Source organism: Caballeronia cordobensis, from assembly GCF_001544575.2.
Classification (GTDB): Bacteria; Pseudomonadota; Gammaproteobacteria; order Burkholderiales; family Burkholderiaceae; genus Caballeronia; species Caballeronia cordobensis.
This window is the reverse complement of sequence record NZ_FCNY02000023.1, coordinates 55000-67962: the sequence shown is the minus strand read 5'-3', so window position 1 is coordinate 67962 and position 12963 is coordinate 55000. Positions and strand designations below refer to the sequence as shown.

The 12963-nt window shown below is 64.2% G+C and carries 15 protein-coding genes; 6 read left to right on the top strand and 9 right to left on the bottom strand.

Features of this window, described 5'->3' with window-relative positions; all coding sequences use genetic code 11:
* Positions 1–334: 334 nt before the first annotated feature.
* Positions 335–613, top strand: coding sequence for a 30S ribosomal protein S20 (gene rpsT, locus AWB70_RS31580; protein WP_014192181.1), 279 nt, complete (start codon positions 335–337; stop codon positions 611–613).
* Positions 614–743: 130 nt separating this feature from the next.
* Here rpsT and AWB70_RS31575 read toward each other — a convergent pair whose 3' ends face one another.
* Entirely contained in the window at positions 744–1079 is a 336-nt protein-coding gene (locus tag AWB70_RS31575; protein WP_014192185.1) for a DUF3579 domain-containing protein, read from the bottom strand.
* Positions 1080–1574: 495 nt separating this feature from the next.
* Between AWB70_RS31575 and argF the strand changes: the two genes are divergently transcribed.
* The gene (gene argF / locus AWB70_RS31570) at positions 1575–2504 is read left to right on the top strand and encodes an ornithine carbamoyltransferase (protein ID WP_053568742.1); all 930 of its coding nucleotides are present in this window, start codon (positions 1575–1577) and stop codon (positions 2502–2504) included.
* Between the two features lie 158 nt (positions 2505–2662).
* The gene (locus AWB70_RS31565) at positions 2663–3892 is read left to right on the top strand and encodes an argininosuccinate synthase (RefSeq protein ID WP_053568743.1); all 1230 of its coding nucleotides are present in this window, start codon (positions 2663–2665) and stop codon (positions 3890–3892) included.
* Between the two features lie 52 nt (positions 3893–3944).
* On the opposite strand, the gene murB is transcribed toward AWB70_RS31565, so the two are convergent.
* Positions 3945–4961: a UDP-N-acetylmuramate dehydrogenase gene (murB, locus tag AWB70_RS31560; RefSeq protein ID WP_053568699.1), complete on the bottom strand. Its 1017-nt coding sequence runs from the start codon at positions 4959–4961 to the stop codon at positions 3945–3947.
* 100 nt (positions 4962–5061) lie between these two features.
* On the opposite strand from murB, the gene AWB70_RS31555 reads away from it, so the two are divergent.
* Positions 5062–5547, top strand: coding sequence for a YajQ family cyclic di-GMP-binding protein (locus AWB70_RS31555; RefSeq protein WP_014192189.1), 486 nt, complete (start codon positions 5062–5064; stop codon positions 5545–5547).
* Between the two features lie 51 nt (positions 5548–5598).
* On the opposite strand, the gene plsY is transcribed toward AWB70_RS31555, so the two are convergent.
* The 5 genes from plsY to queG form a co-directional block, all read right to left on the bottom strand.
* Positions 5599–6225: a glycerol-3-phosphate 1-O-acyltransferase PlsY gene (plsY, locus tag AWB70_RS31550; RefSeq protein ID WP_053568700.1), complete on the bottom strand. Its 627-nt coding sequence runs from the start codon at positions 6223–6225 to the stop codon at positions 5599–5601.
* Between the two features lie 36 nt (positions 6226–6261).
* On the bottom strand, positions 6262–6753 hold the full coding sequence (ybaK, locus tag AWB70_RS31545; protein WP_053568744.1) for a Cys-tRNA(Pro) deacylase: 492 nt from the start codon (positions 6751–6753) through the stop codon (positions 6262–6264).
* Between the two features lie 97 nt (positions 6754–6850).
* Positions 6851–7780 carry a site-specific tyrosine recombinase XerD gene (xerD, locus tag AWB70_RS31540; RefSeq protein ID WP_053568701.1) on the bottom strand — a complete coding sequence of 310 codons (930 nt, stop codon included), beginning with the start codon at positions 7778–7780 and terminating at the stop codon, positions 6851–6853.
* The gene (locus tag AWB70_RS31535; protein ID WP_053568702.1) at positions 7777–8253 is read right to left on the bottom strand and encodes a methylated-DNA--[protein]-cysteine S-methyltransferase; all 477 of its coding nucleotides are present in this window, start codon (positions 8251–8253) and stop codon (positions 7777–7779) included. The genes xerD and AWB70_RS31535 overlap by 4 nt, the downstream gene beginning before the upstream one ends.
* Complete coding sequence (queG, locus tag AWB70_RS31530; protein WP_053568703.1) at positions 8253–9491, bottom strand: tRNA epoxyqueuosine(34) reductase QueG; 1239 nt, start codon at positions 9489–9491, stop codon at positions 8253–8255. The genes AWB70_RS31535 and queG overlap by 1 nt, the downstream gene beginning before the upstream one ends.
* An 18-nt stretch (positions 9492–9509) precedes the next feature.
* Between queG and tsaE the strand changes: the two genes are divergently transcribed.
* Together tsaE and AWB70_RS31520 are read left to right on the top strand one after the other, a co-directional pair.
* Positions 9510–10082, top strand: a complete 573-nt coding sequence (gene tsaE, locus AWB70_RS31525; RefSeq protein ID WP_053568704.1) for a tRNA (adenosine(37)-N6)-threonylcarbamoyltransferase complex ATPase subunit type 1 TsaE — start codon at positions 9510–9512, stop codon at positions 10080–10082.
* On the top strand, positions 10064–11563 hold the full coding sequence (locus AWB70_RS31520) for an N-acetylmuramoyl-L-alanine amidase (protein ID WP_053568705.1): 1500 nt from the start codon (positions 10064–10066) through the stop codon (positions 11561–11563). The genes tsaE and AWB70_RS31520 overlap by 19 nt, the downstream gene beginning before the upstream one ends.
* Before the next feature lie 18 nt (positions 11564–11581).
* On the opposite strand, the gene AWB70_RS31515 is transcribed toward AWB70_RS31520, so the two are convergent.
* Both AWB70_RS31515 and AWB70_RS31510 read right to left on the bottom strand, forming a co-directional pair.
* Positions 11582–12463: an EamA family transporter gene (locus AWB70_RS31515; RefSeq protein WP_053568706.1), complete on the bottom strand. Its 882-nt coding sequence runs from the start codon at positions 12461–12463 to the stop codon at positions 11582–11584.
* 158 nt (positions 12464–12621) lie between these two features.
* Positions 12622–12885 carry a hypothetical protein gene (locus tag AWB70_RS31510; RefSeq protein ID WP_053568707.1) on the bottom strand — a complete coding sequence of 88 codons (264 nt, stop codon included), beginning with the start codon at positions 12883–12885 and terminating at the stop codon, positions 12622–12624.
* Positions 12886–12963 lie beyond the last annotated feature (78 nt).

The window sequence follows — 12963 nt, the reverse complement described above, 5'->3', positions numbered from 1 at the left end:
CCACCAGACTAGACTTATTGCTGGCGGCCAACAGCGCACGATTGACCGATCGCAACAATGCGACGCCGCCCGGGGTGTTCCGACGCCGCGCTTGTCACGTCTCATATTCCCTTGCTATAATCGCGGGTTTCGAAGCTCCGCTTTGCGTGGCCTCTCGTCTTTTCCGGCCCTGGCCGGCGGTGTTTTAAGGTTCTCGGGCAATCGTTCCCGGGATTTCAGATCGAAGGCAGCACGCTCGAACAGCCCGTCTCTCAGGCTCTTCAAGGCCCTCGCCGGCCGCGCGCTCCGCCAAGGTAACAGCAGAAACAGCTGAAACAGGAAAAAGGAAACCGTCATGGCAAATTCCGCACAAGCTCGCAAGCGCGCCCGTCAGGCCGCCAAAGCCAACTCGCACAACTCGGCGCTGCGCTCGAAGTTCCGCACGGCCATCAAGGCAGTTCGCAAGGCTATCGAAGCCGGCGATCAGGCCAAGGCCGCCGAAGTGTTCCAGTCGTCGGTCAAGACGATGGACATCATCGCGGACAAGAAGATCGTCCACAAGAACAAGGCCGCTCGTCACAAGAGCCGCCTGGCTGCAGCCATCAAGGGCCTGCAAGCCCCCGCTGCCCAGTAATTCCGGCTCGCTTCCGGCGCGCGCCTCGGTCTTCGGGCCGGCGTTCGCCGAAGCAGCTTCCTGTTTCCGCTGCGCAGTAACGAAAAAGCCCGCTTCGGCGGGCTTTTTTGCGTCTGCGCTTGTCTGCGCTTCAGGTGTTCTGCTGCGTCTGCGTGCCGTGGTGCGGCGGCAGCTCGCACGCCTCGGTCACGACGAGATCGTTGTCCTTCGCGAAGTTGAGCACGAAGTCGAAGGCCATCGGCTCGATGTCGCGCAGGCGCGAATCGACGATCACGACCTTGATGTCGCCGATCATCGTCGGGCGAACGTAGATGGAATATTGCAGGCGCGCATTCGGACCTTTAGCTTTGGGCCCGAAGCCGGACATCACGCCCGCGAGACGCTCGGACCAGTCGCTCGGCCGAAACTTCCTCCCGCTCTTGGTGATGCCTTGTATGAAGTATTCGGTAGGGGATGATTCAGCCATGTAGCAATACCTTTTGACGGCCGGTGGCGCGCACCGGAACGCACATGCCTGACGCGGGAAACCAAAAGAGCCGGCGCGGCGATGGCGCCCGGCGGTCCGCGCGAGCCGGTTCCGTGAGAACCGTACGCGCCCGCGACAGGAATGGCGGACTCGACAGCACTGGGCAAACCACCGCGGAATCGGAAACGCACACCGTCACGCCGACCGGATTCTTGCGAATCCTTCGCCGCTGATGCGCGTGAAACGGTGCTGAGTGTTGCAGAACTGTTGAAACGAGCGAGCGTAATTATACAGCAGCGGCCTCTATTCCGCAGCGCACACAGACATCGCGCTCAGGCGAGAGACGCCGCGAAGGCGGCGGCGGCCCGCGCCATCAGCCTCGTCAAACATCGCAAAATCCTTTATGCTCAAAAGTGATACCCACTCCCGACGGCGGCGCCGTCCGGCCCGCGCGGATGAGCGAAGCGGCCGGTTCGAAGCCGCCGCTTGCGTTTCATGACCGCCAAGAAAATTCGCCACTATCTTCAGTTCAAGGATTTTTCGCTCGACGACTACGAGTACGTGCTCGAACGCGCGCGCATCCTGAAGCGCAAGTTCAAGAACTACGAAACGTATCATCCCCTGCACGACCGCACGCTCGCGATGATCTTCGAGAAGAGCTCGACGCGCACGCGTCTCTCGTTCGAGGCGGGCATCTTCCAGCTCGGCGGCCACGCGGTGTTCATGAACACGCGCGACACGCAGCTCGGCCGCGGCGAGCCGATCGAGGATTCGGCGCAGGTCATTTCGCGCATGGTCGACATCATCATGATCCGCACGTTCGGTCAGGACATCATCCGGCGCTTTGCGGAAAGCTCGCGCGTGCCGGTCATCAACGGGCTGACCAACGAATATCACCCGTGTCAGGTGCTGGCCGACATCTTCACGTTCTACGAGCATCGCGGGCCGATTCACGACAAAACCGTGGCATGGGTCGGCGACGCGAACAACATGCTTTACACGTGGATCGAGGCCGCGCAGATTCTCGGGTTCAAGCTGCGCCTCTCCACGCCGCTGGGATACAAGCTCGATCCCGCGCTGGTCTCCGAGGACAGCAAGCCGTTCTTCGAGGAATTCGACGATCCGAACGACGCCTGCGCCGGCGCGGATCTCGTCACCACGGACGTCTGGACCAGCATGGGCTACGAAGCCGAGAACGAAGCGCGCATGAAGGCGTTCGCCGATTATTGCGTCGACGCCGAGATGATGGCGCGCGCCAACGCGGACGCGCTCTTCATGCACTGCCTGCCCGCGCACCGCGGCGAAGAAGTGAGCGCGGATGTCATCGACGGTCCGCAGAGCGTCGTCTGGGACGAGGCGGAGAACCGCCTGCACGTGCAAAAGGCGCTGATGGAATATCTCCTGCTCGGCAAGCTGAATCACTAAGCCGGCGGACCGGATATAGCCGCGCATCCCAAATTTACGGAAGCGCGGCTTTTTAATGTCAAAATAGTGTTTTTTCCGCGCACTTCATGCCCGTCGCGCGCGGCGGACGCGAAGCGGCGCACAACCGCCGCACCGGCTTTTCCGCACACGAGTTCACCATGAGCGATATCAAGAAAGTCGTGCTCGCCTATTCGGGCGGTCTCGACACCTCCGTCATCCTGAAATGGTTGCAGGACAACTACGACGCCGAAGTCGTCACCTTCACGGCCGATATCGGCCAGGGCGAGGAACTGGAGCCTGCACGCAAGAAGGCGATCCAGCTCGGCATCAAGCCTGAAAACATCTTCATCGACGATCTGCGCGAAGAATTCGTCCGCGATTTCGTGTTCCCGATGTTCCGCGCGAACACCATCTACGAAGGCGAGTATCTGCTCGGCACGTCGATCGCGCGTCCGCTGATCGCCAAGCGCCAGATCGAGATCGCGCGCGCGACCGGCGCGCAGGCCGTGTCGCACGGCGCGACCGGCAAGGGCAACGATCAGGTGCGCTTCGAGCTCGGCTACTACGCGCTGGAGCCGGGCATCAAGGTGATCGCGCCGTGGCGTGAATGGGATCTGCTCTCGCGCGAAAAGCTGCTCGCGTATGCGGAAAAGGCCGGTATTCCGATCGAAATGAAGCACAAGCAAGGCGGCGCGCCCTACTCGATGGACGCGAACCTGCTGCACATCTCGTTCGAAGGCCGCCATCTGGAAGACCCGAAGGCCGAGGCCGAAGCCGACATGTGGCGCTGGACGGTGTCGCCGGAAGAGGCGCCGGATCAGCCGGAGTATCTGGACATCGAATACGAGCACGGCGACCCGGTCGCGCTGAACGGCAAGCGCCTGTCGCCGGCCGACATGCTCACCGAGTTGAACCGCCTCGGCGGCAAGCACGGCATCGGCCGTCTGGATCTGGTCGAAAACCGTTACGTCGGCATGAAGTCGCGCGGCTGCTATGAAACGCCGGGCGGCACGATCATGCTGAAGGCGCACCGCGGCATCGAGTCGATCACGCTCGACCGCGAAGTGGCGCACCTGAAGGACGATCTGATGGCGCGCTACGCATCGCTGATCTACAACGGCTACTGGTGGAGCCCGGAGCGCCGCGCGATCCAGGTGCTGATCGATCACACGCAGGAAAAGGTCAACGGCTGGGTGCGCGTGAAGCTCTACAAGGGCAGCGTGTCGGTCGTCGCGCGCGATTCGAAGGAAACGCTCTTCGACAAGACCATCGCAACCTTCGACGATGACGGCGGCGCCTACAACCAGGCCGACGCCGGCGGCTTCATCAAGTTGAACGCGCTGCGCATGCGGATTGCCGAGAATGCGCGCCGTCAGCGCGGGGACTGATTCCTTCCCGCATGACGCTTGACGAAAAAACCCGCCGCGGCGGGTTTTTTCTTTAGACGCGAACCGGCTCCATCTCCAGTTCCACGTCGAAACGCGCGAGCACATCGCGCTGGATGGCTTCGGCCAGTTCGAGGACTTGCGCGCCCGTCGCGCCGCCGCGATTCACGAGCACGAGCGCCTGCCGGTCGTGTACCGCCGCGCCGCCGATGCCGCGCCCTTTCCAGCCGCATTGATCGATCAGCCAGCCCGCCGCGAGCTTCGCCTGCCCGTCCGCCTGCGCGTACGAGACGACGCCCGGCTCGCGCGCCTTGAGCGCTGCGAACGCCTGCGCGCTCACGACCGGATTCTTGAAGAAACTGCCCGCGTTGCCGAGCACGGTCCAGTCGGGCAGCTTGGCGCGCCGCACCGCGACGACCGCGTCGAAAATGGCTTGCGCGTCGCGCGTCGAAGCGCCTTCGAGCGCGCGCGCGACATCGGCGTAATCCGCGCGCGGCGTCCACGCTTTCGGCAAGCGGAACACCACCGACGTGATCATGAAGCGCCCGCGCCCTGCCCGCTTGAAGAAGCTGTCGCGATAACCGAACGCGCATGCGGCGCGGTCGAAGTCCACGCGTTCGCCCGTCGCGAGCTCGACGGCGCTCAGGCGCTCGAAGCACTCGCCCATTTCGAGCCCGTAAGCGCCGATGTTCTGAATGGGCGCCGCGCCGACCGTGCCGGGAATCAGCGCGAGGTTTTCGAGGCCCGGCATGCCCTGTGCGAGCGTCCAGGCGACGAACGCGTGCCAGTTTTCGCCCGCGCCGGCTTCGATGAGCCACGCGTCGGCGTCTTCGGCGATCACGCGCTTGCCCGCGATGCCGACGATCAGCGCGACGCCGTCGAAATCGCGCGTCAGCACGACATTGCTGCCGCCGCCCAGCACGAGTTGCGGGATGCCGGCGATACGTTCATCGCGCGCGAGCGCAACCGCCGCATCGACGGAATCGATGCGCATGGCGTGACGCGCACGCACGTCGAAGCCGAACGTGTTGTGCGCAAGGAGCGGGAAATCGGTGAGAAGCTGAAGCGACATGAAGGAAGCGCGTCGGTAGAATGACGTCAGGTTCGTGATTATAGCGATTGCGCGAGACGCGCCCTTTCAGCGCGCTCGCCTCAATGAAGGAGAAACGGCAATGCCATCGTTTGACGTCGTCAGCGAAGCAAACATGATCGAAGTGAAGAACGCCATCGAGCAATCGAACAAGGAAATCTCGACGCGCTTCGACTTCAAGGGTTCGGACTCGCGCGTCGAGCAGAAGGAGCGCGAACTCACGCTCTACGCCGACGACGATTTTAAGCTCGGTCAGGTGAAGGACGTCCTGCTGAACAAACTCGCCAAGCGCAGCGTCGACGTGCGTTTTCTCGACTACGGCAAGCAGGAGAAGATCGGCGGCGACAAGCTCAAGCAGGTCGTCACGGTCAAGAAAGGCGTGTCGGGCGATCTGGCGAAGAAGATCGTCAAGATCGTGAAGGACAGCAAGATCAAGGTGCAGGCGAGCATTCAGGGCGACGCGGTGCGCGTGCAAGGCACGAAGCGCGACGATCTGCAAAGCGCCATCGCGCTCTTGAAGAAGGAAGTCACGGATACGCCGCTCGACTTCAACAACTTCCGCGACTGAGCTTTTACGCTTCGAAAGAGCCGTTCCGACCCGCATCGGAACGGCTCTTTTTTATTCGACCGCCTTTTTCTTCTCGCCGATGCGGCTTTCCTTGCCCGCGAGCAGCTTCGAGATGTTCGCCCGATGCCGCCAGATGAGCAGCGCGCTCATGGCCAGCACGGCGAGCGAGACGCGGCTCGGCCCGAAGAGGAAGACCTGAAAGAACGGTGCGAACACGGCCGCGACGAGCGCCGCCAACGACGAATAGCGGAAAAAGAACGCGATGATGAGCCAGGTGAGCAGCGTCGCGACCCCGAGCACCGGATGAATCGCGAGCAGCACGCCCGCCGCCGTCGCGACGCCCTTGCCGCCCTGGAACTTGAAAAACACGGGGTACAGATGCCCGAGGAACACGGCGATGGCCGCGAGCGCCGTCGCCGTATTGATGCCCGCGGCGTCCAGTCCGAAGCTCGCGCCGAAATGCGCGACGATCCACACGGGCAGCCAGCCCTTGAACGCATCGCCGATGAGCGTGAGAATCGCGGCCTTCTTGTTGCCGGTGCGCAGCACGTTGGTCGCGCCGGGGTTGCCCGAGCCGTACGAGCGGGGATCGGCGAGGCCCATCGCATGACTCACGACGACGGCGAATGAAATCGAGCCGATCAGATAGGACGCGACGGCGACGATCAGAAAAATCATGGTGTCTTGTAGGTTGTGGCGAGAGCGGAAGGCATTCTAATCGACGCTCGCGCACTGCACGGGCGTAGCACCGAGCAGTTCGGTGAGCACGGATGGCTTCAGGCTGACGAGATAACCGCGCCGCCCGCCGTTCAGATAGATCACATCGAGATCGAGAATGCTCGATTCGACGTACACGGGCATGGCCTTCTTCGTGCCGAACGGCGACGTTCCGCCGACGAGAAAGCCCGAGTGCCGGTTCGCGACTTCCGGCTTGCAGGGCTCGATGCGCTTGGCGCCCGTCTGCCGCGCGAGGTTCTTCGTGGACACGGTGCGATCGCCATGCATCAGTACGATGAGCGGCTTGGCGTTCTCGTCTTCCATCACCAGCGTCTTGACGACACGATGCTCTTCCACGCCGAGTTGCCGCGCGGATTCCTCCGTGCCGCCATGCTCGACATATTCGTAAGGATGTTCGCCGAATGCGACCTTGTGACGGCGCAGGAACTGCGTCGCGGGCGTTTCGGACACGTGTTTGCTTTTCGACATGGACGCATTGTAGCGGCGCGTTCCCCGGCTCACCATCGGCCATTCGGCCGAGTGGGCGAACGCGCGTCGATGTGGCACGATCGTTCGCGTAAGGAAGCTACCCGCGCGGATGATGCTCGCGATGCAACTTGTGCAGGCGCTCGCGCGCCACGTGCGTATAGATCTGTGTCGTCGAGATGTCGGAGTGGCCGAGCAGCAATTGCACGACGCGCAGGTCCGCGCCGTGATTGAGCAGATGCGTCGCGAACGCATGACGCAGCGTGTGCGGCGACAGCGGCGCATGCACGCCGCCGTTGAACGCGTGGCGCTTGATGATGTTCCAGAACTGCTGGCGCGTCATGCCTTCGCCGCGCGAAGTGACGAAGAGCGCATCGGCGGCACGCGCGCCGAGCAGCGCAGGACGCGATTCGCGCAAATAGCGTTCGAGCCAGTCGTGCGCCGTCTCGCCGAACGGAATCAGGCGCTCTTTCGAGCCCTTGCCCATCACACGGACGACGCCTTCGTTAAGGCCGAGCTCGACTGTCTTCAGCGTGACGAGTTCGGTCACGCGCAGGCCGCTCGCGTACATCAGTTCGAGCATCGTGCGGTCGCGCAGCCCGAGCGGCGTGTCGATGTCCGGCGCGCCGAGCAGCGCTTCGACTTGCGCTTCGTTGAGCGTCGAGGGAAAGCGCGGCGCCTGCTTGGCGGACCGCAGCTTGAGCGTCGGGTCGGTGGCGACGCGATGCTCGCGCAACCCCCACGCGTAATAGCGGCGAAAAACGGACAGCCGCCGGTTCGCGGAGGTCGCCTTGTCGCCGCTTCTCAACGCTGCGTACGCCGTCAGATCGACTTCCGTCGCCGTATCGAGCGATGCGCCGCGCGTCTTGCCGAGCCATTCCGCGAAGAGCTTCAGGTCGCGCCGGTATGCTTCGAGCGAGTTCTTGGCGAGCCCGTGTTCGAGCCAGAGCGCGTCGCAAAACTGATCGATCGCGTCATGGCTCGCGGCGAATCCCGGCGTTTGGTTGTCTTCGGTCGTTGCGCTCGTCATGCGATCGATACACCTTCATGCGCCAGCAACCAGCGCTTCACGTTGCGATAAAACCCTTCGCCGGGATGATGCGCGAAACCGCCGATGCCGCCCGACGCGACTACCCGGTGGCACGGTATCACGATCGGCAGCGGATTGGACCCGCAGGCCTGCCCGACCGCGCGCGGCACGCTGCCGATTTCGCGCGCGAGCTGGCCGTAGGTCCACACCTGCCCCGCCTCGATGCCGGCGATACCGCGCCATACGCGCTGCTGAAACGCGGTGCCGCGGATCGCGAGCGGCAGGTCGAAACGCATCGACGGCGCAGCGAAATAGGCGCGGATCTGCGCGACGGCTTCGAGCGCGAGCGGCTTGCGCGGCGCAATGCTCTCGATATCGCCCGGAAGATAGACGATCTCGCGCACCGAAACGTCGTCGGCGCGAATGCCGACTTTGCCGAAGGGCGCGTCGATGACGGCATCGAACGGATTCATCATTGGCTCCCTTGCGCAAGCGCCCAATGCACATGCTCGCGCACCAGCGCGGACGGATCGTCCGCGCGGGCTTCCAATGCGTCGGTGATCGCCCTGCGTTCGCCCGCATCGAGCGAAGCGGCGCTCAACGCGTTGCCCATCGCCACCGCGATATTGCGCAGCCAGCGCTCGTGGCCGATGCGCCGGATCGCGCTGCCCTGCATGCGCGTGTCGAAGTCGGCGGCGCTCCATGCGAAAAGCTCGACGAGCGTCGCGCGATCGAGCCCGTGCCGCACGTCGAAATCCGCGACGGGCGCGGCCTGCGCGAACTTGTTCCACGGACAGATGAGCTGGCAGTCGTCGCAGCCATACACGCGATTGCCGATGAGCGGCCGCATCGCTTCGGGGATGCTGCCGTGCAGTTCGATCGTCAGATACGAGATGCAGCGCCGCGCATCGACGCGATACGGCCCGACGATCGCGCCCGTCGGGCACGCGCCGATGCAGCGCGTGCACTGACCGCAATGCGCGCCGTCTTGCTCGGGATGCGGATCGGCGGGCAGCGGCACATCGACGTAAATCTCGCCCAGGAAGAAGAGCGAACCGGCGTCGCGATCGAGCAGCAGCGTGTGTTTGCCGCGCCAGCCGTTGCCCGCCTTCTGCGCGAGCGCGACTTCAAGCACCGGCGCGGAATCGGTGAATGCGCGATGCCCGAACGGTCCGATCTCGCGCTCGATGCGCTCGGCCAGTTGCTGCAGACGATTGCGCATGACCTTGTGATAATCGCGGCCGCGGGCGTAGATCGAGACCACCGCTTCCGATGGCTTCGACAAGCGCGTCCATTCGATCGCGCGCCAGTCGTTCTTCTGAGCATCGGCTGTCGCGACACTTTCATCGCCTGTTTTCGCGAGCGTTTCGGCAGGCAGATAGGCCATGCGCGCGGTGATGACGCGTCGCGTTCCGGCCACAAGCTCGGCCGGTCTTGCGCGTTTCATCCCATGTTTGGCCATATAATCCATTTCGCCGTGATAGCCTGCTTCGAGCCAGCTAGCGAGGCCCTCCTCGGCATCCGACAGGTCGATATCGCTGATACCGACCGCACCGAATCCCAGCTCGCGCCCCCACTCCTTGATGCGTTGCGCGAGCGCCGCCAGCGCGTGTTCATCGAGATCGAATACGCGAGGCTCTGAGGCGGACTCAGCGGCGGCGTCGCTGGACGCGGTCGTGACTTCAACGGAATGTTCCGGCAATCGGTTCATCACGACATTTTACGAGCAATGCCCGAAAGCCCTTCACGAACGACGCAAGACTTATCCGCCGCGCTGCTCGAACGACGCTTCGAACTGCGCGACGAAGCCGCGACGCTCGCGTTCGGCGAACGCTTCGCGCGCGCCATCGACGCCACGCGCAAGCACAGTTCGACTGCTTCATCTGAACGTTTTCATGGCTTGCAAGTCCAGTTGATCGGGGACCTGGGCGCGGGCAAGACCACGCTCGTGCGCGCCACGCTGCGCGCGCTCGGTCATGCCGGCCGCGTGAAAAGCCCCACTTACACGCTCGTCGAGCCGTATTCGCTCGTCATCGAAAGCGGTCCGCTCGACGTGTATCACTTCGATCTCTATCGCTTTGCCGATCCGGCCGAATGGGCCGATGCCGGCTTCCGCGAATATTTCGATGCGGGCGCGCTGTGCCTCGTCGAGTGGCCGCAGCAGGCGGGCGGGCTGCTCGGCGTGCCGGACCTCGTATTTGCGCTGTCTCTGCCAGACGAAGGAATGTCGAACGAAGAAGGCCGCGTGCTGACCGCGCGGGCGTTTAGCGAAACAGGAAAGTCATGTCTCGAAAGATGTTGATCAAGCCGTTTGCGTCGATCGAAGCCGCCGCCCTTGCGCCGCATAGCTGGCGCCGCCGCCAGGTGTTGCGCGCGGGCGCATCGACGCTCGTGCTTGCGCTCGCCGGACCGAAGCTCGCGCATGCGAGCAGCGTGCTCGGCGTGCGCGTGTGGCCCGCGCGCGATTACACGCGCGTGACGATCGAATCGGATCAGCCGCTGCAGAACGCCAACCAGTTGCTGCAGGGACCGGACCGGCTCGTCGTCGATCTTTCCGGCATCGATCTCGATCAGGCGCTGCGCGATCTCGTCTCGAAGATCGCGCCGAACGATCCGCAGATTCAATCGGTGCGCATCGGGCAGTATCAGCCGCATGTCGTGCGCATGGTGTTCGACCTGAAAGGCTCGGTGAAACCGCAGGTGTTCACGCTGGGGCCAATTGGCAGCTACAAGTACCGGCTCGTGTTCGACCTGTATCCGGCCGTCGCGCCCGATCCGCTCATGGACCTGCTCGCGCAGACCGAGCGCAAGCAGGAAGCGCTCGACCGCGCGAACCCCAATCCGGCGGTGCCGCCGCCCGCCACGCTCTCCGGGCCGGCGACTGCGCAAAAGCCCGGCACGCCCGATTCCACCGACGAGTTTTTCCAGAAGTACGCGCAAGGCGATGCGCCTGCCGAGACCGCGCCGAAGCCCTCGGTGAAACCGCAGCGCGCGCCGACGCCGCCGCCCGTCATCGCGAAGAAGGACGACGACGACCAGTACACCTTCTCCGCGCCGAAGCAGGCCGGCACGACGCGCCTCCTGACGGTCGCGATCGATCCGGGACACGGCGGCGAAGATCCCGGCGCGATCGGCGGCCAGGGCACCTACGAGAAGCACATCGCGCTCGACATCGCGAAAAAACTGCGCGCGAAGATCGACGCCCAGCCGAACATGCGCGCGATGATGACCCGCGACGCCGACTTCTTCGTGCCGCTCAACGTGCGCGTGCAGAAGGCGCAGCGCGTGTCGGCGGACCTGTTCGTGTCGATTCACGCGGATGCCTTCACGTCGCCCGATGCGCGCGGTTCGTCCGTGTTCGCGCTGTCGGAACATGGCGCGTCGAGCGCAGCCGCACGCTGGATGGCGGCCAAGGAGAATGCGTCGGATCAGGTCGGCGGCATCAACGTGAAGTCGCAGGATGCGAGCGTGAACCGCGCGCTCTTCGATATGTCCACGACCGCGCAGATCCGCGATTCGATGCGCTACGGCAGCTTCGTGCTGAACGAGATCGGCGGCATCAACAAGCTGCACAAGGGCTCGGTCGAGCAGGCCGGCTTTGCCGTGCTGAAGGCGCCGGACATTCCGTCGATCCTCGTGGAAACCGCGTTCATCAGCAACCCGGACGAGGAAGCCCGCCTGAACGACGACGCCTATCGCGACAAGATGGCCAACGCCATCATGAAAGGCATCAAGCGCTACTTCGCGGCGAACCCGCCGCTCGCGAAGAGCCGCATGACGTAAGACTCGGGAACGGCGCGCTCAGCGCGTCGCCGGCAGGATGCGCTGCATGAGCCGCGCGCCGAAGACGTTCACCACGAGTCCCGCCATCACGAGCGCCGCGCCCGCCACCTGCGCGGCGCTCAAGGCCTCGCCGAGAAACACCGCCGCCGAGGCGAGCCCGATCACCGGGACGAGCAGCGAGAACGGCGCGACGCTGCCCGCCGGATAGCGCGCGAGCAGCTTTCCCCACAAGCTATAGCCGACGATCGTCGCGACGAACGCGAGATAGAGAATCGCCAGCACCGACACGAGCGGAATGCGCGCGAGACTCGCTTCGATGCGCGCCGGGCCTTCGAAGATCAGCGAGAGCGCGAGAAACGGCAGCGGCGGAATCAGGCTGCCCCACACGACGAGCGAAAGCAGATCGACCTTGCCCATGCGCTTGGTCACGACATTGCCGAGCGCCCACATCGACGCCGCCGCGAGCGTGAAGAGAAAGCCGGTGACGGTCATCGCCTGCCCGCCGCGCATGCCGATGAGCGCGAGCCCCGCCGCCGCGATCAGCAGCCCGGCCACATTCACCGCGCGAATGCGCTCGCCGAGGAACATCGCCGCGAACACGAGCGTGAAGAACGCCTGCGCCTGCAGCACGAGCGATGCGAGTCCCGCCGGCATGCCCACGTACATGCCGTAAAACAGCAGCGCGAACTGGCCGAGGGAAATGGTGAGGCTGTAGGCAAACAGCCAGCGCAGCGGAATCTGCGGGCGCTTGACGAAGAACACCGGCACGGCGGCGAGCGCGAAGCGCAATGCACCGAGCAGCATCGGCGGCACGCCGTGCAGGCCCAGCTTGATGACGACGAAATTCACGCCCCACGCCAGAATGACCACGCTTGCGATCAGCAAATCCTTTGGCGACATCGCCCTTCCCCTCGTTTCATGCACGTCGTTGACGAGTCGGAAAGTGTAACGGAGGGCGGCGCGGCAGGCTTGTCGAATGCTGCACTTCCACGCGCGAACGCAAAAAGGCGCTCACGCCGCTCGAACGGCGTGAGCGCCTCCTCATGCGAAAGCCGTGCTTACTTGCTCTGCCCGCCCTCCCCCGCCGCGTTGTTGCCCGTGCTCGCATCGGGCGTCTTCTTGCCCGCGGACGGATGCGCGCTGTGCTTGCGCGGCTTCTTGTGCTTGGTCGTGGACGAGCCGGACATGTCGCCCTGCGTCGTGGCGGAGGTGTCGCCGCCCGCCGACGAATTGCCCGACGAGGTCTGCGCGAACGCGCCCGTCGCTGCGGTGGCGGTGAAAAGGCCCGCGGTAATGGCGATCAACAGCTTGTTCTTGCTCATGTCTTCAATCTCCCATCAGGGTTGCAAAGGTTGCGCGACGCTGCACGCATGCCGAAAAGCGCGGCGACGTAAAAAACG

Bases quoted from the DNA above. Each gene is read 5' to 3' on its own strand.
- xerD (WP_053568701.1), bottom strand. From the start codon at position 7,780: ATGACGAGCGCAACGACCGAAGACAACCAAACGCCGGGATTCGCCGCG.
- argF (WP_053568742.1), top strand. From the start codon at position 1,575: ATGACCGCCAAGAAAATTCGCCACTATCTTCAGTTCAAGGATTTTTCG.
- AWB70_RS31510 (WP_053568707.1), bottom strand. From the start codon at position 12,885: ATGAGCAAGAACAAGCTGTTGATCGCCATTACCGCGGGCCTTTTCACC.
- AWB70_RS31535 (WP_053568702.1), bottom strand. From the start codon at position 8,253: ATGAATCCGTTCGATGCCGTCATCGACGCGCCCTTCGGCAAAGTCGGC.
- rpsT (WP_014192181.1), top strand. From the start codon at position 335: ATGGCAAATTCCGCACAAGCTCGCAAGCGCGCCCGTCAGGCCGCCAAA.
- murB (WP_053568699.1), bottom strand. From the start codon at position 4,961: ATGTCGCTTCAGCTTCTCACCGATTTCCCGCTCCTTGCGCACAACACG.
- plsY (WP_053568700.1), bottom strand. From the start codon at position 6,225: ATGATTTTTCTGATCGTCGCCGTCGCGTCCTATCTGATCGGCTCGATT.
- tsaE (WP_053568704.1), top strand. From the start codon at position 9,510: ATGCCCGAAAGCCCTTCACGAACGACGCAAGACTTATCCGCCGCGCTG.
- ybaK (WP_053568744.1), bottom strand. From the start codon at position 6,753: ATGTCGAAAAGCAAACACGTGTCCGAAACGCCCGCGACGCAGTTCCTG.
- AWB70_RS31515 (WP_053568706.1), bottom strand. From the start codon at position 12,463: ATGTCGCCAAAGGATTTGCTGATCGCAAGCGTGGTCATTCTGGCGTGG.
- AWB70_RS31520 (WP_053568705.1), top strand. From the start codon at position 10,064: ATGTCTCGAAAGATGTTGATCAAGCCGTTTGCGTCGATCGAAGCCGCC.
- queG (WP_053568703.1), bottom strand. From the start codon at position 9,491: ATGAACCGATTGCCGGAACATTCCGTTGAAGTCACGACCGCGTCCAGC.
- AWB70_RS31565 (WP_053568743.1), top strand. From the start codon at position 2,663: ATGAGCGATATCAAGAAAGTCGTGCTCGCCTATTCGGGCGGTCTCGAC.
- AWB70_RS31575 (WP_014192185.1), bottom strand. From the start codon at position 1,079: ATGGCTGAATCATCCCCTACCGAATACTTCATACAAGGCATCACCAAG.
- AWB70_RS31555 (WP_014192189.1), top strand. From the start codon at position 5,062: ATGCCATCGTTTGACGTCGTCAGCGAAGCAAACATGATCGAAGTGAAG.